The 21,071-nt window shown below is 66.3% G+C and carries 17 protein-coding genes; 4 read left to right on the top strand and 13 right to left on the bottom strand.

The window, feature by feature from the left end; all coding sequences use genetic code 11:
- Window positions 1-3: 3 nt before the first annotated feature.
- The 11 genes from atzF to ramB form a co-directional block, all read right to left on the bottom strand.
- Window positions 4-1,761 (bottom strand): allophanate hydrolase, encoded by a 1,758-nt coding sequence (gene atzF / locus AC0B44_RS19185; protein WP_471904390.1) that lies wholly within the window; start codon window positions 1,759-1,761, stop codon window positions 4-6.
- The gene (gene uca / locus AC0B44_RS19180) at window positions 1,758-5,366 is read right to left on the bottom strand and encodes an urea carboxylase (RefSeq protein ID WP_471904389.1); all 3,609 of its coding nucleotides are present in this window, start codon (window positions 5,364-5,366) and stop codon (window positions 1,758-1,760) included. Before uca ends, atzF begins: the two co-directional genes overlap by 4 nt.
- 37 nt (window positions 5,367-5,403) lie before the next feature.
- A complete protein-coding gene (locus tag AC0B44_RS19175; protein WP_471904388.1) occupies window positions 5,404-6,099 on the bottom strand; it encodes a GntR family transcriptional regulator in 696 nt (231 codons plus the stop codon).
- Window positions 6,100-6,187: 88 nt separating this feature from the next.
- Window positions 6,188-6,721 carry a carboxymuconolactone decarboxylase family protein gene (locus AC0B44_RS19170; RefSeq protein ID WP_471904387.1) on the bottom strand — a complete coding sequence of 178 codons (534 nt, stop codon included), beginning with the start codon at window positions 6,719-6,721 and terminating at the stop codon, window positions 6,188-6,190.
- Between the two features lie 19 nt (window positions 6,722-6,740).
- Window positions 6,741-7,430, bottom strand: coding sequence for a GntR family transcriptional regulator (locus AC0B44_RS19165; RefSeq protein ID WP_471904386.1), 690 nt, complete (start codon window positions 7,428-7,430; stop codon window positions 6,741-6,743).
- Window positions 7,430-8,122, bottom strand: a complete 693-nt coding sequence (gene urtE / locus AC0B44_RS19160) for an urea ABC transporter ATP-binding subunit UrtE (RefSeq protein WP_471904421.1) — start codon at window positions 8,120-8,122, stop codon at window positions 7,430-7,432. Before urtE ends, AC0B44_RS19165 begins: the two co-directional genes overlap by 1 nt.
- Window positions 8,122-8,928 (bottom strand): urea ABC transporter ATP-binding protein UrtD, encoded by an 807-nt coding sequence (gene urtD, locus AC0B44_RS19155; RefSeq protein ID WP_072704109.1) that lies wholly within the window; start codon window positions 8,926-8,928, stop codon window positions 8,122-8,124. Before urtD ends, urtE begins: the two co-directional genes overlap by 1 nt.
- On the bottom strand, window positions 8,925-10,049 hold the full coding sequence (urtC, locus tag AC0B44_RS19150) for an urea ABC transporter permease subunit UrtC (protein ID WP_471904385.1): 1,125 nt from the start codon (window positions 10,047-10,049) through the stop codon (window positions 8,925-8,927). Before urtC ends, urtD begins: the two co-directional genes overlap by 4 nt.
- On the bottom strand, window positions 10,049-10,933 hold the full coding sequence (gene urtB / locus AC0B44_RS19145; RefSeq protein ID WP_471904384.1) for an urea ABC transporter permease subunit UrtB: 885 nt from the start codon (window positions 10,931-10,933) through the stop codon (window positions 10,049-10,051). Before urtB ends, urtC begins: the two co-directional genes overlap by 1 nt.
- 34 nt (window positions 10,934-10,967) lie before the next feature.
- Window positions 10,968-12,248, bottom strand: a complete 1,281-nt coding sequence (gene urtA, locus AC0B44_RS19140) for an urea ABC transporter substrate-binding protein (protein WP_471904383.1) — start codon at window positions 12,246-12,248, stop codon at window positions 10,968-10,970.
- A 196-nt stretch (window positions 12,249-12,444) separates the two neighbouring features.
- A complete protein-coding gene (ramB, locus tag AC0B44_RS19135; protein ID WP_471904382.1) occupies window positions 12,445-13,857 on the bottom strand; it encodes an acetate metabolism transcriptional regulator RamB in 1,413 nt (470 codons plus the stop codon).
- A 456-nt stretch (window positions 13,858-14,313) separates the two neighbouring features.
- On the opposite strand from ramB, the gene aceA reads away from it, so the two are divergent.
- The 3 genes from aceA to metE all read left to right on the top strand — a co-directional run bounded on the left by aceA (window position 14,314) and on the right by metE (window position 19,019).
- Window positions 14,314-15,603, top strand: coding sequence for an isocitrate lyase (gene aceA, locus AC0B44_RS19130; RefSeq protein WP_471904381.1), 1,290 nt, complete (start codon window positions 14,314-14,316; stop codon window positions 15,601-15,603).
- A 120-nt stretch (window positions 15,604-15,723) separates the two neighbouring features.
- The gene (locus tag AC0B44_RS19125) at window positions 15,724-16,620 is read left to right on the top strand and encodes a 3-hydroxybutyryl-CoA dehydrogenase (RefSeq protein WP_471904380.1); all 897 of its coding nucleotides are present in this window, start codon (window positions 15,724-15,726) and stop codon (window positions 16,618-16,620) included.
- Window positions 16,621-16,727: 107 nt separating this feature from the next.
- Window positions 16,728-19,019: a 5-methyltetrahydropteroyltriglutamate--homocysteine S-methyltransferase gene (gene metE, locus AC0B44_RS19120; RefSeq protein ID WP_471904379.1), complete on the top strand. Its 2,292-nt coding sequence runs from the start codon at window positions 16,728-16,730 to the stop codon at window positions 19,017-19,019.
- Window positions 19,020-19,090: 71 nt separating this feature from the next.
- Here the strand turns inward: metE and AC0B44_RS19115 are convergent, their stop codons facing one another.
- Window positions 19,091-19,873 carry a SigB/SigF/SigG family RNA polymerase sigma factor gene (locus AC0B44_RS19115; protein ID WP_471904378.1) on the bottom strand — a complete coding sequence of 261 codons (783 nt, stop codon included), beginning with the start codon at window positions 19,871-19,873 and terminating at the stop codon, window positions 19,091-19,093.
- Window positions 19,870-20,301, bottom strand: a complete 432-nt coding sequence (locus AC0B44_RS19110; protein ID WP_471904377.1) for an ATP-binding protein — start codon at window positions 20,299-20,301, stop codon at window positions 19,870-19,872. The genes AC0B44_RS19115 and AC0B44_RS19110 overlap by 4 nt, the downstream gene beginning before the upstream one ends.
- A gap of 426 nt (window positions 20,302-20,727) precedes the next feature.
- On the opposite strand from AC0B44_RS19110, the gene AC0B44_RS19105 reads away from it, so the two are divergent.
- On the top strand, window positions 20,728-21,039 hold the full coding sequence (locus AC0B44_RS19105; protein ID WP_471904376.1) for an STAS domain-containing protein: 312 nt from the start codon (window positions 20,728-20,730) through the stop codon (window positions 21,037-21,039).
- Window positions 21,040-21,071: the final 32 nt, after the last annotated feature.

Below are 21,071 nucleotides of genomic sequence, written 5' to 3'. Positions count from 1 at the left end.
TGCCTACCGCTTCGAGCGGAGGTAAGCGACCCAGCCGCCGAACTCGGTGATGTCCGCCGCGTCGGCGGCTGCGTCGTGCGTGCAACCGAACCCCACCACGGAGCGACCGTCCGACAACTCCACACTCGTCAGGGTCATCGGGGCGGGTAGGGCTGCGAGGAAACGGCCCAGCCCCGCCTCGGAGACGCTGAAGAGTTCGCCGACGATCGGGACTCCCGCTCCCGCACCGTGACGCACCAGGCCCGGCTTGGGCGGTGTGGTGTTCAATGCCATCAGCCGGTAGGCATCGGACGTGCGGATGTCCTCGGTGAAGCGCGCCCCCAGGCTTTCGAGCTGGAAGTGGAGCGGTTGCCCGCGCAGGTGCGCACCGAATACGGCGAGATCCACACCGGCATCGACGAAACGCGGTGCCGCAACGCCCGTCAACGCTGCCGCGACGTCGACCGCGATTTGGTCGTGGAACGCCGGGACGACCACCATCACCCCGAAAGGGTTACCCGCTGCGGTGGGTTGTCCGGGTACCGCGACGGCGGCCATATCCAGCAGGTTGCAGAAATTCGTGTATGTCCCCATACGGCGGTTGATGCCGAACGGGTCTTTTTCGACCGCGGCGATCGTCGGATGTTCGGTGGTCGTGGGCAGCAGCAGCCCGTCGAACCCGTCGAGCAGTTGCATTGCCTGTGCTTTCACCCGGACGAGGGTGTCGAGGTCCGCGACGAGTTCGTGCGCGGCGGGTTTCTTCGCCCCGGCGACGATGGCGGCGACCGTCGGATCGGCGCCCTCAGGTGCGGTGGAGAGGAACTCGCCCACCGCGGCGTAGCGCTCCGCGACGACCGCGCCGTCGTAGAGCAACGTGGCGGCGTCGAGGAGCGGGGAGATGTCCACCTCCTCGATCTCGACTCCCGACTGCTGCGCCGCGACCACCGTCAGCGCGAACGCTTCGCGGTATTCGTCGCACAGTGCGTCGAGGTCCTCCGGCCGGGGCACGGCCAGACGAATCGTCGACGACGCCGCGAGCCGGACGTCGGCGGGCCACGGCCGGCTGCGCGCGTCGAGCGGGTCCGGCCCGGCCATGACACCGGCCGCGGTTGCGGCCAGGGCGAGATCGGTTGCGAAGACCGTCAAGCAGTCGTAGTCGATGCACGCCGGAACGACGCCGCGCGTCGGGATGACCCCGAGGGTCGCTTTGATGCCGACGATACCGTGCAACGCGGCGGGCACCCTGCCGGAACCCGCTGTGTCCGTGCCGATTCCGATGTCCGCGATCCCCAGCGCGACTGCGGCGGCCGATCCCGAACTCGATCCGCCCGAGACGCGCTCGGGATCCCACGCGCACCGCACCGCACCGTACGGACTGCGGGTCCCCACCAGACCGGTCGCGAACTGGTCGAGATTCGTCTTGCCGAGCACCACCGCGCCCGCGTCGACGAGTCGCGCGATGCCGGTGGCGGTGGTCTCCGGTGTGTAGGCGAATTCCGGGCAGCCGGCCGTGGTCGGTATCCCCGCGACATCCACGTTGTCCTTGACGGCCACGAGCAGGCCTGCGAGCGGCAACTTTTCGCCCGCGCCGACCCGTTCGTCGATCGCGGCGGCATCGGCCAGGATGTCGGCCGCGTCGCGCAGCGTGATCCACACCTCGGGACGATCGACTTCCTCGATGCGGCGCAACGCATTCCGGGCTTTCTCGGTGGCCGTGAGCGCGGTGCCCGAGGTGTCGGTCGCTGCAGTGCGGAAGGGTGCACTGTCGGTGCTCGAGGTCATGCTGCTGCTCCGATCACGAGGAGTGGGGTGCCGGGCGCGACTTTGCTGCCCGGTTCCACGAGGACTTTGAGAACTGTTCCGGCCGTCTCGGCGAGAACGGGCATCTCGAGCTTCATCGCTTCGAGAATAACCGCGGTGGTCTCCGGGTCCACCCGGTCACCTTCGGCGACCTCGACACGCCAGACGTTGCCGACCATCGGGGCTTCCACCACCGACGCCCCGGCAGGCATGCCGTCGAGAGGGTCTGCGGGTGCGGCTACCTCGATGGGTTCGGCGTCGACCCGGTCGAATTCGCCGGACGCGTGCCACGCGCGCTTCTCGGCTTCGAAAGCATCGGATTGCCTGGCGTCGAACGCTGCGATCGACTCGGCGTTGTCCTCGAGGAAACGGAGATGATCCGCGAGTACGAACGTGCCCTCGGACACTTCCGCGTCGAACTGCCCGGCCTTCGACGCGGCCCGGTACTCGAGCAACTGCTCGGGTGTCACCGGTTCCCAGACGATGCGATCGAAGAAGCGGAACAACCACGGCTTGCCGTGTTCGAACGGCCCGGTCTGCCGGTAACCGGACCAGATCGGGATCGTCCGCCCCACCAGCTGATAGCCGCCCGGAGACTCCATGCCGTAGACGCACAGATACTTTCCGCCGATGCCGACCGCATCCGACGGTGTCCACGTGCGGGCCGGGTTGTACTTGGTGGTCACCAGGCGGTGGCGGGGATCGAGGGGAACGGCAAGGGGAGCGCCGAGGTACACGTCGCCGAGTCCGAGCACCAGGTATTCGGCGTCGAAGACGGCGTCGCGCACCTGATCGACCGACTCCAATCCGTTGATACGACGGATGAACTCGATGTTCGACGGCAGCCACGGTGCGTCGTCGCGCACGCCGCTTCGGTACCGGGAGATCGCTTCCGAGATCGACGGGTCGTCGAAGGACAGCGGAAGCCGGACCGTGCGGCTGGGCACCACGAGATCGCGCGTCGCGGGCAGTTCCGTCTCCAGGTCCTGCAGGACACCGAGCAGACGGTAGGCGGGCAGGACATCGGGATCGAAGTGGATGTGCAGCGAGCGCACACCCGGGGTCACATCGACGATGCCGGGCAGATTCGTCGCCGCGAGGGCTTCGGAGAGAGCGTGTACCCGCATGCGCAACCCCAGATCGAGAACCATGTCCCCGTATTCGACGAGGATGTTGTCGTCGCCGCCGCGCAGGTACACCGCCTCGGGCCGGTCGAGGACGGCTTCTGTCCGTCCGAGCCTGCCACCGTCGGACGCGACCTGCCGTTCCACCGGCGGAACATCCGCGGCGCGCACCTTCCCGGCGCGCAGGGTGGCAGCACCGGCATCGGTGACCGGTACGAACCGCAACTTGTCGCCGGGCCTGATCTGTCCGAGCTTCCACCGGTGACCGGACACCACGGTGAGCGGGCACGCGAAACCACCGAGGCTCGGACCGTCCGGGCCGAGCAGGATCGGGGTGTCGCCGGAGACGTTGAGCGCCCCCACGCTGTACGGGTTGTCGTGCAGGTTCGACGGATGCAGTCCCGCGTCCCCGCCGTCGGTACGCGACCAGGTGGGCTTCGGGCCGTCGAGCCGGATGCCGGTGCGGTTGGCGTGGCTCTGCACCGTCCAGGTGGTGTCGTAGAACTGCGCGATGTCCTCGGGGGTGAAGTAGTCGGGTGCGGGCTGCGGGCCCTCCGTGACCGCGAGATGCCAGGTGTGCGTGAACTCGGGCCGCTCGTCGGAGGGGACCGGCGCCGGCGCGGTGTCGACGACGGTGTCCGCGACGCCCAGGACGTCACCGGTCGACACCGCCCTGCCGGTCGTGCCGCCGAAACCGCCGAGGGTGAAGGTCGATGCGCTCCCGTGGTACAGCGGCACGTCGAGACCGCCGCGCACCGCGACGTAGGTGCGCAGGCCGGTGTCCGCCGGCGCACCCACGTCGAGCACCGAACCGGCCGGTACCTCGATCGGTTCCCACATCGGGACCGGTGCGCCGTCCACCGTCACTTCGGCGGGTGCGCCGGTGACGCACACGTACGTGGCATCGGAGAACACGAGACGCGGGCCCTGCAGCGTGCATTCGAGACCGGGTGCGCCTTCGGGGTTTCCGACGGCCACGTTCGCCGCGCGCAACGACAGGTCGTCCATCGGTCCGGACGGCGGAATTCCCACCTCCCACAATCCGGTGCGTCCGGGAAAGTCCTGGATGGTGGTCATCGTGCCGGCCCGCAGCACGTCGATTCGGTGTCCGGTCGCGCGCAGTCCCGCCAGGGTGGAGGTGGCGTGTTCGGCGGCCAGGACCGGAGCGGCGGTGCAGATCCGGCGGAGCTGGGGGAGGTTCGTCTGCACGCCGTAGAGGTGGGTGTCGTCGAGGGCGTCCGCGAGTGCGGCGAATGCGGTGCGCCGGGACTCCCCGTGCACGATCACCTTGGCGAGCATCGGGTCGTAGAACGAACTGACCTCGGTTCCGGTGTCCACCCACGTCTCGACGCGCGTGTGTGCCGGGAACTCCACCTGGGTGAGCAGACCCGCGCTCGGGCGGTAGTCGTGTCCGGGGTCCTCCGCGTACACGCGCGCCTCGACCGCGTGCCCGTTGATCTCGGGACCGGTGTCGGGGAGGGCGTCGAGCATGTCGGTCTCGCCCCGCGCGAGGCGCAGCATCCATTCCACGAGGTCGACCCCGGTGACCTCCTCGGTCACCGGATGTTCCACCTGGAGGCGGGTGTTCATCTCGAGGAAGGACGCTTCGCCGCGGTCGACGTCGTAGACGAACTCCACGGTCCCGGCCGACCGGTATCGCACCGAGTTCGCCAGCGCGCGGGACGACGACAGCAACTGCTCGACGACGTGCTCGGGCAGGTTGGGGGCGGGCGCTTCCTCGACGACCTTCTGGTTGCGGCGTTGCAGCGAGCAGTCGCGGGTGCCGAGACTGAGGGTGCGGCCGAGTCCGTCACCGAACACCTGCACTTCGACGTGCCGGGCATTCGCCACGAAGCGCTCGAGAAACACACCGGACGACGAGAAATTCGCTGCCGCCAGGCGCAGTACGCGCTCGTAGGCGCTGCGAAGATCGTCCGGGCCGTGGCAGGCCTGCATGCCGATGCCCCCGCCACCGCCGACCGCCTTCAACATGACCGGATACCCGATCTCCTCGGCCGCGACGAGTGCGTCGTCGAGCGATCCGAGCAGACCGCTGCCCGCGACGAGCGGAACGCCGACGGTGCGGGCGGCTTCCCTCGCGGTGTGTTTGTCGCCGAATACGCGCAACTGTTCGGGAGTCGGCCCCACGAACGCGATACCTGCTGCTTCGCACGCTGCGGCGAAATCGGCGTTCTCGGAGAGGAATCCGTAGCCCGGGTGGATAGCGCCGGCGCCGGTCGCCTGTGCTGCTTCGATCACCAGATCGGCGCGGAGATACGACTCGGCGGCAGGGGCGGGCCCCAGGCGAACGGCTACGTCGGCGAGTTCGACGTGTGCTGCCGAAGCGTCGGCGTCGGAATACACGGCGACGGTCTTGAGGCCGAGCAGGTGAGCGGAACGCATGATGCGGCAGGCAATTTCGCCGCGATTGGCGACGAGCAGGGTATCGAAGACGTAGGTCAAGGCGAGCTCCTCGGATAGGGGCGGGACGGCAGCGCTGTCAGTCGGCCAGGGACATCGCGGTGACCGCGCGGGTCACCCGGTCGAGAACGACGGAAAGAGATTCGCCGATGTGGCGGTGGAGCAGGGTGCGGGCGGTCGGCAGGTCCCCGTCGATGACGGCGTCGAGGATGCCGAGGTGCTCGGCGATCGACGTCTCGATCCGGCTGTTGACCATGAAGTCGTACATGCGCACGTGACGGATCCGGGAATTGACGGACTCGAGAGCCGTGACGAGTTCGGCGTTTCCGGACGACGCCAGCAGGGCCACATGGAATTCCTCGTCGGTGACCACGAAACTCGGTTCCTGCGCGGGTGGGTCGCCGGCGAGTGTGCGCCACCGCAACCGTTCGGACTCGAGCAGTTCCGTGTCGTGGCGCACCGAAGGATCCTCGATCGCTCGGGTGATTCCCTGCAGTTCCAGTGTGATTCGCAGTTCGTACAGATTCCGGACGCGAGAAATGCTGGGCGGCTGCGGAGAGAATCCGTAGTCTTCCCTGCGAATCAGACCGTCGGATGCGAGCATTGCGAGCGCCTCGCGGACCGGAGTGCGCGAGATGCCGAATCGTGCAGCGAGTTTCGGTTCGGTCATGCGGTCGCCGACACGGACCGACCCGTTCATCAGGTCGTCCCGCAACTGTCGGTAGACCTGGAGCCGAAGCGGCTCCGGTGTCCCTGTGTGCGTCTCTGTCGACATAGCTGTATACGCTATTGACCTGCGATGACGCCGTTGTGACGTCGTGTTACGGCCGAGTTAGAGGGTGCTCACAGGCCGGGTTCGGCACCTAGTCGAAGTCGCGGTCGAGGCGCAGCGTGCCGATGGTGGTGGCGAGGCCGTCGTATTGGGTTACCAGCAAACAGAATTCGATGAGCTTTCGATCGTCGAGATGATCCGCGAGTGCCGACCACGTCGCGTCCGAGAGATCTTTCGTCGACACCAATTCGTCGACGGCGCGCAGGATCGCGCGGTGACGCGCGCTCCAGCCCTCGGAGTCCGGCCCGGCAACGATGCGCGCATAGAGATCGTCGGTGATCCCGGCGCGACGGCCCAGGCGGAGGTGATGATCGGTCTCGTAGGCAGAGCCGCGCAGGTGCGCGACGCGCAGGATGATCATCTCGCCCTCGAAACGGCCGAGTCGGCCGAAGGGCATCAGCATGCCGGAATAGTGCAGCCATCCCCGGAACAACCGCCCGGTCCGCCCCAGGGTGCTGAAGAGGTGCGCGTCGCCGGTCCCTGCGGCCTTGGAGAGTGCCTTCCATGCAAGCCAGTTCACGGGGCCGAGTTCCCTGGAACGACCGGGCCGGATGCGTGGCGTCATGTTCGTCAGTGTCGCACGATCAACCGCGTACCGCCCGGGCGAGCCGTGCCATGCTCAGCGCCTCCTCGGCGCGCCGTACCACCACGGTCCGCGACGTGCCGATGTGCTCGAGCAGCACCCGGTGCGCGTCGTCGAGTTTGTTGTCGAGGATCAGTTCCGCGACGGTGATGTGCTCGTCGACGGTGTCGGAAATGCGGTCCGGGGTGAGGTAGTCGAACATCCGCACGGGCCGGACCTTCTGGTTGACCACGGCCAGTGCATCGCACAGTGCGCGGTTGCCGGACGACGCCAGCATCGTGAGGTGGAACTGCTCGTCGAGCGTGACGAAGCCCGCGTCGGGGTCGGGAAGGTTACGGCGGATGCGATGCCAGCGGTCCAGTTCGGGCCCGAGCACGTCGGGGTCGTGCCGGATGGAGTCGTCTTCCCGGGCGCGGCGGATTCCGCGCAATTCCAGAGTGATTCGCAGTTCGTAGAGGCCCGCGAGGTCTTCGAGGCGGGGTCGGTACGGATACAGTCCGTGTTGCCGTCGTTCGACGAGGCCGTCGGACACGAGCCGGGCCAGGGCCTCGCGTACCGGGGTGCGCGACACGCTGTAGTGCTCGGCGAGCCGTTCTTCGCTGAGTCGTTCGTCCGGAGTGAGGTCGCCGGACATCAGGTCGGTGCGCAGTGCGCGGTACACCTGCTCACGGCGGGTGACGCCGGCCGGCATCAGATCGCCATCGCGGCGCGCACGGTGGTCGCGGCGTCCGCGCCTCCGTCTCCCGTGGAGGTGACGCGCCCGGATTCGAGCACGTAGTAATGGCGCGCGTTGTCGAGGGCGAAACCGATGTGCTGCTCGACGAGCAGCACACCCAGGTTGCCGCCCCGGCTGAGTTCGACGATGGTGTTCTCGATCTCCGCGACCACCGACGGCTGAATGCCCTCGGTCGGTTCATCGAGGATGAGCATGCGTGGCTCGGTGATCAGAGCGCGCGCGATCGCGAGTTGCTGACGCTGGCCACCGGAGAGCAGGCCCGCGCGACGGTCGAGCAACGGGACGAGCGCGGGGAAGAGGTCGAGCATGTCGGCGACGAGTTTCTTGCCGTTCTTGCGGCCGTCCGCGACGACCTGGAGGTTCTCGCTGCAGGTGAGCTGCCCGAACGACTGCTGTCCCTGCGGCACGTAGGCGAGCCCTCGCGCGACGCGGGCCGCGGGACGCAATCCGCTGATGTCCTGTCCGTCGAAGAGGATCTTGCCGGAGGAGATGGGCAGGAGGCCGACGGCGGCGCGCAGCAGCGTGGTCTTCCCGGCGCCGTTGTGTCCCATCACGGCGGCGACTCCGTCGGACGGAACGGTGACCGAGACACCGTGGATGACTTCGGTGCGGCCGTAACCGGCTCGCACGTCGACGAGTTCGAGCATCATGCCTCCTGGAACGTGTCGGTGCCGTCGGCCCCGACCGCGGCTGCGGTGCCGAGATAGACCTCTTGGACCTGCGGATCGTTCTGTACCTCTTCGACGGTGCCTTCCGCGATGACCTTGCCGCGGGCCAGCACCGTCACAGAGGTGGCGAACGCACGCATGAAGTCCATGTCGTGCTCGACCACCACGACGGTGCGTTGTGCTCCGATCCGGCGGAGCAGTCGCCCGGTTTCCTCGCGCTCGTCGCCGCTCATGCCCGCGACGGGTTCGTCGAGCAGGAGTACGTCGGCGTTCTGGACGAGCAGCATTCCGATCTCGAGCCACTGCTTCTGTCCGTGCGCGAGGATGCCCGCCGGGGTGTCGCGGTGGGCGGACAGCCCGATCGTCTCGAGTGCTTCCTCGATCTCGGGCAGCACATCCTTGCGGCGGCGCAGCAGTTGCCACGGTGAGCGGCCGGCGCCGGCGGCGATGTCGAGATTCTGGAGTACCGACAACTCTTCGAACACGGAGGCGGTCTGGAAGGTCCGCCCGACACCGAGGCGGGCGATCTTGTGGGTCTTCTTGCCCACGAGTTCGATTCCGGACTTGGTGATGGAACCGGTCGCGGGGACCAGGCCGGTGACGGCATCGACGAGGGTCGTCTTGCCCGCACCGTTCGGACCGATCAGGAAGCGCAGGTCGCCTTGCAGCAGTGTGAGGTCCACTCCGTCGACGGCGTGGAAGCCGTCGAAGGTGACCCGCAGATCGCGGATTTCGAGGTAGTCGCTGGCCATTCCGGCGTTGCCGCCGTAGACGGGTGCGTTCATCGCGCCGGCTCCAATTCGGTCTTTTCTGCGGGTACGTCGTCGGCGGGCGGTTCGGTCCGGGACCGGCGGCGGCGCCGTAGACCGGCCAGTCCGGCGAGGCCGGCGGGGAAGAAGCCGACCACCACGATGAACAACAGGCCCTGCGCGTAGGTCCAGGCGGACGGGAAGTTCTCCGACAGCGCGGTCTGGGCCCATGCCACGCCGATCGCACCGAGCACCGGGCCGAGCAGCGTGTTGCGACCACCGATGGCGACACCGATGAGGAAGGCGATGGACGGGACGATGCCGATGTCGGCGGGGGAGATGATGCCGACGATGGGCACGAACATCGCGCCGGCGATCCCGGCGAAGAACGCGGCGACCGTGTAGGCCACCACCTTGATGTTGGCGGGGTCGTAGCCGAGGAACCGCACACGTTCCTCCTGGTCGCGCACCGCGACAAGCAGTTCGCCGTAGCGTGATTGCATCAACTGCCGGGTGGCGGCGACGACGAGCAGCAGGATCGCGGCGACGATGAAGAACAGCATCCGCTTGTTGACGGGGTCGGACAGTTCGAAGCCGAAGAAGGTCCGGAAACGGTTGAGGCCGTTGGAGCCGCCGGTGGTCTGCTGGCCTACGAGCAGGATCGCGAAGGCGGCTGCGAGAGCCTGGGAGAGGATCGCGAAGTAGGCGCCCTTCACGCGCCGTTTGAAGACGCCCAGTCCCAGCAGGGCCGCGACGAGAGCCGGAACGATGAGGATCGCCAGGATCGCGACGAACGGCGAGGTGAACGGTACCCAATACGCCGGTAGCTCACGGATACCCGCGATCTGCATGAAGTCGGGAACGGAGTCTTCGCGCAGTTGCGCGTCGGCGATCTTGAGGTGCATCGCCATGATGTACGCGCCGAGTCCGAAGAACACGCCCTGCCCGAGGGTGAGCATGCCGCCGCGTCCCCAAGCGAGGCCGATACCGACGGCGACGATCGCGAAGCAGAGGAACTTGCCGAGCAGACCCAGCCGGAAGTCGGACAGGAACGCGGGCGCGAGACCGAACAACACCAGGGCGGCGAGCGCGAATCCTGCTGCGGTGCGGGCGGGTCCGGGTTGTGTCAGGGCTCGGGTGGAGAACGTCACAGACATCAGACCAGGCTCCTCGTCTTGCCGGCGAACAGGCCTTGTGGACGGACTTGCAGGAAGATCACGATGATCACGAAGACGATCACCTTCGCGATCGAGGCGGTGGTGGAGTATTCGATGAACGAGTTGAGCAGACCCAGCGCGACGGCCGCGATCACCGCGCCCTCGAGTCGGCCGAGACCGCCGATGACGACGACGAGGAACGCGTCGATCAGGTAGGCCTGCCCGATGGTGGGGCTCGTCGACCCGATCAGGGTCAGCGCGACACCGGCGAGGCCCGCCAGGCCCGAGCCGAGGAAGAACGTGGTGATATCTGTTCGGCGGGACGAGATTCCGACGGTTTCCGCGAGGTCGCGGTTCTGCACGACCGCGCGGATCCGCCGGCCCATCGGAGTGAACTTCATCGCGGCGATGAGCGTGATCACGCAGAGCACCGACAACGCCAGGATGAAGAGTCGGGTTTTCGGTACCACCGCGCCGAGGATCTCGACGCCGCCGGACAGCCAGGCCGGCGCGACGACGTTGACGGCGGGTGCGCCGAAGATGTCGCGGGCGGCCTGCTGGAGCAGCAGTCCGACACCGAACGTGACGAGCAAGGTGTCGAGGGGCCGGTGGTACATGCGGCGGATGAGGGTGACCTCGAGGAGGACACCCATCACTCCGCCGACCAGGAAGCCGACGAGCAGAGAGACGAACAGGGATATTCCCGCAGACGAGATCACCTGCTGGACGACGAACGCGGTGTAACTGCCCGCCATGATGAATTCGCCGTGGGCCATGTTGATCACGCCCATCTGGCCGAACGTCAGCGACAGGCCCAGTGCCGCCAGCAGCAGGATCGATCCGATACTCAACCCTGTGAACAACTGTCCTACAAGGACATCCATGGTGTCTCCCTAGTCGGCTTCCCGGTCGCGAGCGTCAGTTTCCGGACAGGCCCGCAGCCCACTCGTAGGACTCGAGGTAGGGGTCGGGGTCGACCGGTCCGTCGGACTCCCACACGGTGTAGATCAGGCCGTCGCCGCGGATCTCGCCGATCCGGGCGGTCTTGGTGATGTGGTGGTTGTCGCCGTCGATCGTGACCGGGCCTTCGGGGGCATCGAACGTGACTCCGTCGGAAGCGGTGACGACGTCTTCGACCGCGAACGAACCGGCCTTCTCGACGCTGTTCTTCCAGAGGTGGACGGAGGTGTACGCGGCTTCCATCGGGTCGGATGTCGGCTTGTTGGCGCCGTACTTGGCCTTGTATGCCTCGACGAATGCGGTGTTTTCGGGGGATTCGACGGTCTGGTAGTAGTTCCAGGCGGTGAGCTGGCCCTCGATGTTCTGGGCGCCGATACCGACAACTTCTTCCTCGGCGATGGACACCGACACGACGGGCATGTCCTTCGCGTTGAGACCCGCATTGGTGTACTCGCGGAAGAAGGCGACGTTGGAATCACCGTTGAGGGTGTTGAACACGGCATCCGCGTCGGCGGTGCGAACCTTGTTCACGATGGTGGAGAAGTCGGTGGAGCCGAGCGGCGTGTAGTCCTCGCCCTTGATCTCGATGCCGTTGGCTTCGGCGTACGCCTTGATGATCCGGTTGGCGGTCTGGGGGAAGACGTAGTCGCTGCCCACCAGGTACAGGGACTTCACGCCCTGCTCCTTGAGGTAGTCCAGTGCCGGCACGATCTGCTGGTTGGTGGTCGCGCCGGTGTAGAAGATGTTCGACGACGACTCGAGGCCCTCGTACTGCACGGGGTAGTACAGCAACGCGTTGCGATCCTCGAACACCGGGAGCATCGCCTTGCGGCTCGACGACGTCCAGCCGCCGAATACTGCTGCGACACAGTCGGAGCTGATGAGCTTTTCGGCCTTCTCCGCAAATACGGTCGGCTCCGACGCGCCGTCCTCGGCGACGATCTGGATCTGCTTGCCGAGTACGCCGCCGTCCGCGTTGATCTCCTCCACGGCGAGCGCGATCGAGTCGCGCACGGTGACTTCGGAGATCGCCATCGTGCCCGAGAGCGAGTTCAGCGAGCCGACCTTGATGGTGTCGCCCGAGGTGTCGACACAGGAGGTGCCGCCGGATGCGCCCGCGGAGGTATCGGCGGTGTCACCCGCTCGGCTTCCGCATGCGGTCAGGACGAGACCGACGGCGACCAGTGCGGCAGGCGCCGCGACGGCGCGAGTGGCGAACTTGGACCTGGCAACTGACATGAAGGTGCCCTTCCTTCGAAGGTGGGACCGGAGAGGACCGGTGTATCCGGCGGCGTATACAACTCTGTATCCGCGAGGCCAAACCTTAGAAGGGCGTTGTTGCGTCGGAATATCTCTCGGTCACAGTTGTATGACGCGGGTGACGACTGTGTTACATCGTGCTTACAGGCGGGCGCAGCGCGCGGTGACGTGCCTGTCAGCGCACGAGGTAGGGCGACACCGAACTGCGGTGCTCGTTGATGTCGATCTCCTTGCCCAGCGGCGGGAAGGCCCGTTGCGGGCAGTTCACGCGTTCGCACACCCGGCAGCCCGAACCGATGGGGGTGCCGGGATTGCTCTCGTCGAGGTCGAGTCCGTCGGCGTAGACGAGTCGATGGGCGTGGCGCAGTTCGCAACCCAGCCCGATCGCGAACGTCTTGGACGGCTGCCCGTAGCGGGCGGCGCGACGTTCGACGGTGCGCGCGACCCACAGGTACCGTCGCCCGTCGGGCATCTGCGCGATCTGCGTCATGATCTTGCCCGGGTAGGCGAACGTCTCGTACACGTTCCACAGCGGGCAGGTGCCGCCGCTCGTCGAGAAGTGGAATCCGGTGGCGGACTGCCGCTTCGACATGTTGCCGGCGCGATCGACCCGGACGAACGAGAACGGGACGCCGCGCAGTTTGGGGCGCTGCAACGTCGACAGGCGATGGGCGATCGTCTCGTAGCTCACGCCGTAGAACGCGGAGAGCCGCTCGATGTCGTATCGGAAGTTCTCGGAGATCTCGTGGAACTGGGTGTAGGGCAGGAGCAGCGCCGCTGCCCAGTAGTTGGCGAGGCCGAGGCGGGCGAGTGTCCGCGACGCGTCGCTCGTGAACGAACCTTCGTCGACGAGGCGGTCGATGAGATCACCGCATTCGAGGTAGGCCAGTTCGATGGCGAGCTTGAACACCTGCTGACCGCCCGACAGCTGCGGGGCCACCTCGAGGATTCTGGTCTCCGGGTCGTAGCGGTGCAGGATGTTCTCGCCGAGGTCGATGCGCTTGACGATCTGGACGTCGTGCGCGGTGGTCATGCGCTTGGCGATCTCGCCGCCGACGTCGCCCCGGTGGAACCGGATCCGGTTGGCGAGTTCTTCGGCTGCCGTGTCCAGGTCGTGCAGATAGTTGTGACGTTGGTAGAAGTAGTCGCGCACTTCTTCGTGCGGCATGGTGATGGCGCCGCTGCCGCTGCCGTCGCTGTAGCGGTCCTCGGTGGCCGCGGCGAGCTGGGCGGTGGTGTTCCGGAACCGGCGGTGCATGTTGACCATCGCCCGCGCCAGGTTGGGATGTGCCGCGACCATCTCCGCGATCTCCTGGGCGTCGGTCTCGATGCCCATCTCCTGGTCGAGCGCGACCTCTCGCATCTCCGCGATGAGCCGGGTGTCGTCCTGCGAGGAGAAGAACGTCGTGTCGACGCCGAACACTTCGCTGATCCGTAACAGGACCGGCACGGTGAGCGGCCGGACGTCGTGCTCGATCTGGTTCAGGTAACTGGCGGAGATCTCGAGCGTCTTGGCGAGCGCGGCCTGGCTCAGTCCCCGCTCGGTGCGCAACTGGCGCAAGCGGGCGCCGACGAAGGTCTTGGCCATTCGCCCAGGGTAAAGGGCGACCGATTGCTTCGCAACGTCTCGTTCGCAGGTTGTTAATAACCGCGCCCCGTGCACTCTCCGAAGACGCCGGTCGACCACTCGGGCCGGTGTGAGTGCTCTCACAGGCAGGGGTTCCGACGGCGATCTCGGGCGGCAACCGGTTCCACGGAGTCCACCGGCGGGGAAGTCTCCGGTTCGGCGCATAAGCCGAGGTAGGAACCTACCGCCCGGTAACTAAGCCGAGGAAAAGTGACTCGTTGGCGTGGCCACTTATTTGCAACCTTTGCAAGCGGTGGCGCGAACCTAGCCAAGATTGGCATTAGCAACAGGTAGACGGGGTTTTTCGGCTGTGTCATTGTCATGGAGTACATCCGAAAGGAACGCAAAGGGTGTGAAGCCGTACGCATGTACTGCTGAACAGCCGAAGCGGATTCAGATCGAGAGAGTGGAGCTTTGATGTCGACCACCGGCACCCCGAGGACCGCTGAGGAAATTCAGAAGGACTGGGACACCAACCCCCGCTGGAACGGGGTTACCCGCAACTACACGGCCGAGCAGGTCGTGAAGCTGCAGGGCACCGTCGTCGAAGAGGCCACGCTCGCGCGTCGCGGCTCCGAGATCCTCTGGGATCTCGTTAACAACGAGGACTACATCAACTCCCTGGGCGCCCTCACCGGCAACCAGGCTGTGCAGCAGGTCCGCGCCGGCCTCAAGGCCATCTACCTGTCCGGCTGGCAGGTTGCCGGCGACGCGAACCTGTCGGGTCACACCTACCCGGACCAGTCGCTGTACCCGGCGAACTCGGTGCCGCAGGTTGTGCGCCGTATCAACAACGCACTGCTGCGCGCCGACGAGATCGCCAAGGTCGAGGGTGACACCTCGGTCGAGAACTGGCTCGCACCGATCGTCGCCGACGGCGAAGCCGGCTTCGGTGGCGCGCTCAACGTCTACGAGCTGCAGAAGGCCATGATCGCGGCAGGCGTCGCCGGTTCCCACTGGGAGGACCAGCTCGCTTCCGAGAAGAAGTGCGGCCACCTCGGTGGCAAGGTGCTCATCCCCACCCAGCAGCACATCCGCACCCTGACCTCGGCTCGCCTCGCAGCCGACGTCGCCGACGTCCCGACGGTCGTCATCGCCCGCACCGACGCGGAGGCAGCCACGCTGATCACCTCCGATGTCGACGAGCGCGACCGCGAGTTCCTCGACGGCACCCGTACCGCCGAAGGCTTCTACGGCGTCAAGAACGGCATCGAGCCCTGCATCGCTCGTGCGAAGGCCTACGCTCCCTACTCCGATCTCATCTGGATGGAGACGGGCGTGCCGGACCTCGAGGTTGCGAAGAAGTTCGCCGAGGCCGTCCGCAGCGAGTTCCCGGACCAGCTGCTGGCCTACAACTGCTCCCCGTCCTTCAACTGGAAGGCACATCTGGACGACGCGACCATCGCGAAGTTCCAGAAGGAGCTCGGCGCGATGGGCTTCAAGTTCCAGTTCATCACCCTCGCCGGTTTCCACTCGCTCAACTACGGCATGTTCGACCTGGCGCACGGCTACGCCCGTGACGGCATGACCGCCTTCGTCGACCTGCAGGAGCGCGAGTTCAAGGCTGCTGCAGAGCGTGGCTTCACCGCAGTCAAGCACCAGCGCGAGGTCGGCGCCGGCTACTTCGACTCGATCGCCACCACCGTCGATCCCAACACCTCCACGGCTGCCCTCAAGGGCTCCACCGAGGAAGGCCAGTTCCACTAGGAACAGCGCCAACCAGGTCCACCCCGCGGCGGGATCCCTCAGGTCCCCGATATCCCGCCGCGGGGTGCGCGCGCATCCAGCGACGACCTCTCACGACCCCACAAACGAGAAGGAGCTGACGTGACCAGCGAAAAGATTCAGCGCGTCGGCGTGATCGGCGCCGGCATCATGGGCGCAGGTATCGCCGAGGTGTGCGCACGCGCTCATGTCGACGTACTCGTGTTCGAGCAGACCCGCGAACTCGCGGCAGCCGGACGCGCCCGCATCCTCCGGTCGCTCGACCGTGGTGTGAGCACCGGCAAGATCACCGAACGTGAGCGGGAGCAGGCCGCATGGCGGCTGCGCTTCACGTCCGACCTGGGTGACTTCGCCGACCGTCAGCTCGTCGTGGAGGCCGTCGTCGAGGACGAGAAGGTCAAGAGCGAAATCTTCGCCGAACTCGACAAGATCGTCACCGACCCCAACGCGGTGCTGGCGTCCAACACGTCGTCGATCCCGATCATGAAGCTCGGCATCGCGACCGCGGCTCCCGAGCGGGTCATCGGGATGCACTTCTTCAACCCGGTGCCGGTGCTGCCGCTCGTCGAACTCGTCACCACGCTGAAGACCGGATCCACGGTCGCCCAGCGCGCCGAGGCCTTCGCCGCGGACGTGCTCGGCAAGCAGGTGGTCCGTTCGTCGGATCGCGCCGGCTTCATCGCCAACGCGCTGCTCGTGCCGTACCTGCTCTCGGCGATCCGGATGGTCGAATCCGGGTTCGCGACCAAGGACGACATCGACAAGACGATGGTGCTGGGCTGTGCTCATCCCATGGGCCCCCTCGCACTGACCGATCTCGTCGGTCTCGACACCGTCAAGGCAATTGCCGACTCGATGTACGAGGAGTTCAAGGAGCCGCTGTACTCGGCTCCGCCGCTGCTCCAGCGGATGGTCGAGGCGGGGCTCGTCGGTAAGAAGTCGGGCGCCGGGTTCTACGAATACGCCGACAAGGGCCGCGCGATCAAGAAGGCCAGCTAGCCAGTCAGCACCACCGTACTTCGGCGCCCGTGCTCCGACGCAGTGCTTCGCGCACAGGCCGTCGGTGCACGGGCGCCGAAGTACATGAGGGAAAGGTCGACTCCGACATGGCAACTCCTGCCGACGGATACGGATCAAGCATCCTCGGGTATCCGCGTATCGGACCCCGCCGTGAACTCAAGCGTGCTCTCGAGTCCTACTGGCACGGTACGAGCACGCGCGACGAACTCGTCGCCGTCGCTCGCGCCCTCCAGGAAGACACCTGGCGCGAACTCGCGGCGACCGGTCTCACCCAGGTTCCCGGTAACACGTTCTCCTACTACGACCATGTGCTCGACAACGCTCTGTTGTTCGGCGCGGTCCCCGAGCGGTTCCGCCCCCTGCTGGGCGAACTCGACCCGCTCGATTTCTACTTCACGCTGTGCCGCGGACGCGAGGATTTCCCGCCTCTCGAGCTCGTGCGCTGGTTCGGCAGCAACTACCACTACCGCCAGCCGGAACTCGACGAGAACACCGTCTTCGAGCTGAATTCGGCGGCGATCCTCGACGAGTTCGAGCGGGCGAAGGCCGACGGCATCGAACTGCGGCCCGTCGTGCTCGGCCCGGTCTCGTTGCTACTGCTGTCCAAGGTTGCGTCGACGTCCGAGAAGGACGGTTTCCGGACCCTCGACCTTCTCGATTCGCTGCTGCCGCAGTACGAGAAGCTGTTCGAGCAGCTCGCGCGCGCCGGTGCCACCTGCGTCCAGCTCGATGAGCCGTCGTTCACCGAGGATCGCAGCCAGGACGAGCTCGATGCACTCCGGCGGGCATACGACACGCTCGCGCACGCACCGCTGCGTCCGCGCATTCTGGTCACCGGGCCGTACGGATCCTTCGGTGAGGCGCTTCCTATCCTCGCGTCGTCGAAGGTCGAGGCGATCGGCCTCGACCTTGTCAACGGCAGGATGAGCGCCGACGAGTTCGCCGCCGTGCCGGGCCTCAAGCGGAAGCGGATCTACGCGGGTGTGGTCGACGGCCGCAACGTCTGGAAGTCGGATCGGCGTCGCACGCTCGAGTACATCCAGTCGATCGCGGCAGTCGCTCCGGACCTCGTGGTCTCGACGTCCTGCTCGTTGCTGCACGTGCCGTACGACCTGCTCGTCGAGTACGACATCCCCGGCGACGTCGCCGACCGCCTCGCATTCGCGAAGCAGAAGGTCGGCGAGGTGGTCTCACTCGCGAAGGCGCTGACCACCGGAGCGGAGGAACGCTGGCGCAAGCCGCCGGTGTCTGTGCACTTCAAGCAGAAGCACACGGTGAGGGCGCGGATGAACGCGCTGACGCCCGAGCATCGCCGGCGCGTTCCCTACGAGGAGCGTCGTGCGGCGCAGCAGGCGCGCCTGAACCTTCCGCCCGTGCCCACGACGACACTCGGGTCCTTCCCCCAAACCGACGAGACCCGCAAGGCTCGGTACGAGCTGGGTCAGCGACGCCTGTCGTGGGACGAGTACGTCAAGCGCATCCAGGAGACGATCGAGTCCACGATCCGTCTGCAGGAGGACATCGGACTCGACGTGCTGGTGCACGGTGAGCACGAACGCAACGACATGGTGCAGTACTTCGCGGAACTGCTGGAGGGCTTCGCGACCACCCACTTCGGGTGGGTGCAGGCCTACGGTTCGCGCTGTACTCGTCCGCCGGTTCTGTACGGCGACATCGTGCGGCCGAAACCCATGACGGTGGAGTGGATTTCGTTCGCTCAGTCGTTGACGGACAAGCCGGTCAAGGGAATGCTCACCGGTCCGGTCACCATGCTGGCTCGTTCGTATGTGCGCCAGGACCAGCCTCTGCACGAAACGGCCGATCAGCTCGCACTCGCGATCCGCGACGAGATCGCAGATCTCGAGCGGGCGGGTATCGCGATCATCCAGGTCGACGAACCCGCTATCCGCGAACTGCTTCCGCTGCGGCAGGACGGTCGTGCCGAGTACCTGGACTGGGCGGTCGACGCATTCCGTCTCGCAACCGGTGGCGCCAAGCCCGAGACTCAGATCCACACGCACCTGACCTACTCGGGTCAGGAGTCGGTGGTCGACGCGATCGAACGGCTCGACGCGGACGTCACCGCAATCGTGGCGACGCGGTCGATCGGCTGGGTCCTCGAAGCCATCAAGGACCGGGCGCTGTCCCACGGCGTCGGCCCGGGTGTGTACGAATCCCGGTCCGCGCGGATTCCGGATATCGACGAACTCGACGAACTGCTGTCCGAGGCAGCAGAATCCGTGGAGCTCGATCGCTTGTGGGCGAACCCGGACGGAGGGCTCAAGACGCGCCATTACTGGCAACTCGAACCCTCGCTGCGCAACCTTGTGGCTGCTGCCCGTCGGCTCCGTCGGCGAGCGCCGGCTGTCAGCGAGTAACCACAACACGTAGAAACGTCACCGCCCCGACCGGAATCCGGTCGGGGCGGTGACGTTTCGGTGCTCTGCGGTCAGAAGTTCTCGCCGAGCTGCTCACGCAGTTGCGCGAGCGTCTTGGTGAGCAAGCGGGACACGTGCATCTGCGATACGCCGACGCGCTCCGCGATCTGCGTCTGAGTCATGTTGCCGAAGAACCGAAGCAGAACCACCGTGCGTTCGCGGGCGGGAAGCGCCTCGAGCAGCGGACGCAAGGCCTCGTGGTTCTCCACCTCGTCGAGGGCTGCGTCGTAGTCACCGAGGGTGTCCGCGAGAGTCAGGCCGTCGTCCCCCGACGGCGACGAACGATCTACGGACACGGTCTGGTACGCGTTGCCGGCGGCCAGGCCCTGCATGACCTCTTCCTGGTCGATGCCCAGTTCCTCCGCGAGTTCGGCAGCCGTGGGGGCACGGCCCAGGTGCTGGGACAGCTCGGACGTGGCCTTGCTCAAGGACAGGTGAAGCTCTTTCATGCGACGGGGGACGCGCACTGCCCATCCGGTGTCGCGGAAGTGTCGCCGCACCTCGCCCATGATCGTGGGCACCGCGAACGAGACGAAGTCCGATCCTCGTTCGGTGTCGAACCTGTCGACGGCATTGACGAGGCCGAGACGGGCGACCTGGAGAAGATCCTCGAATGCCTCGCCGCGTCCGTCGAACCGCCGTGCGATGTGCTCGGCGAGTGGCAGGCACCGCTCGACCACCGCATCGCGGATCGCCGATCGCTCGGGATCGTCGGGGCTGAGGGTGAGGAGCTTGCTCAGGGTTTCGGTGACGTCGGCGTACTCGTCGCTCGATCTTGCTGGATTTCTGCTCACCGAGCGGCACTACCTTCTGCGATGGACATGTCGATGGTGGAGACGGTACCGCCCTCCCGCTCTTCCGACGACACGGAAATCGAGTCGGTCAGGGAGTTGAGCACGTGCCAGCCGAAGGAACGGGGCTGCCCCATTGCGGCGGCGTTCTCGGTGGGCGCGGCCAAGGCGATACGGAGTCGCCCGGGCACCAGCTGGAAGCTGCACGACAAGGTGGCTTCGTCCGGTGCGCCCATGATCAGACGGGTGGCAGCCTCGTCCACGGCGAGTTTCACATCGGCCACCGTATCGAGATCGAAGTCGTGTTGCAGGGCGATCGCCGCGGCAACCGCGCGCAATACGGACAGCTGGGCGGGATCGGCCTTGACTCGCAGTTCCACTACCGGGGTGGTGAGGTCGCGTGCCGATTCGATCGACGCGGAATTGGCCATGAGGTTCTGGTCTCCAGGAAGGGGGTCGAAGCAGGTCAGGGGGGTGGTTTGTTTCGGTGTCTAGCGCAAGGCTACCCATACGGCCGCGCGGTTAACCGCGCGCGTCCCAACATCGGGGGGTGACGTATATGTCCGTTACGGTTGAGACCTGCCGCCCGGTGCACTACTGTTGGGGCAGGTTGAGCACACAGCCGGGAACTCGAAAGCGCCACGCGGCCGCGAGGTTTTTCGGTACGTAGCCGGAGTGCCACCGTTGTCGTAGCGCTTACAACATCGTCTGTGTTGGGAAGTGTCATGACAGTTTCTCAGCGAAGCGCCTCGCCTCATCTAAGGTCCACGACGTGGTCGGTTCATCCGGCCCCCTCGGACGTTCCGGTCGAACAGTCGTTCGGAGCGGAATTCAGAGCAAGACCGATCGGATCCGACGTGATCCAGATTTCGGTGCTCGGAGATGTCGATATCCGCAACGCCCTCGCATTACGCGACTTCACCTCCCGCTATCTCGAATCGTCACGGATCGTACTGGATCTGTCGGATATCGATTTCTTCGGAGCGGCCGGCCTCAGGGTCGTCGAAGACCTGGAGGTCTGCAGCGCCAGAAGCGGGTACCGATGGGCGCTCGTCGGAGGCAGGCCGGTGCAGCGGTTGTTCCGTGTGCTCGGACCTACGCTCCCGGTGGCTGCGCACACCTCGCTCGACAGTGCCCTCGCCGTGCTCGCTCTCGGTCACGCCTCCTGAGCGCGGATACGCGCGCCGTACCCTGCTCGGGC

This window comes from Rhodococcus sp. NPDC019050, from assembly GCF_055664235.1.
Note: the sequence above shows the minus strand (reverse complement) of the source record. Positions and strands in the feature narration are given on the sequence as shown.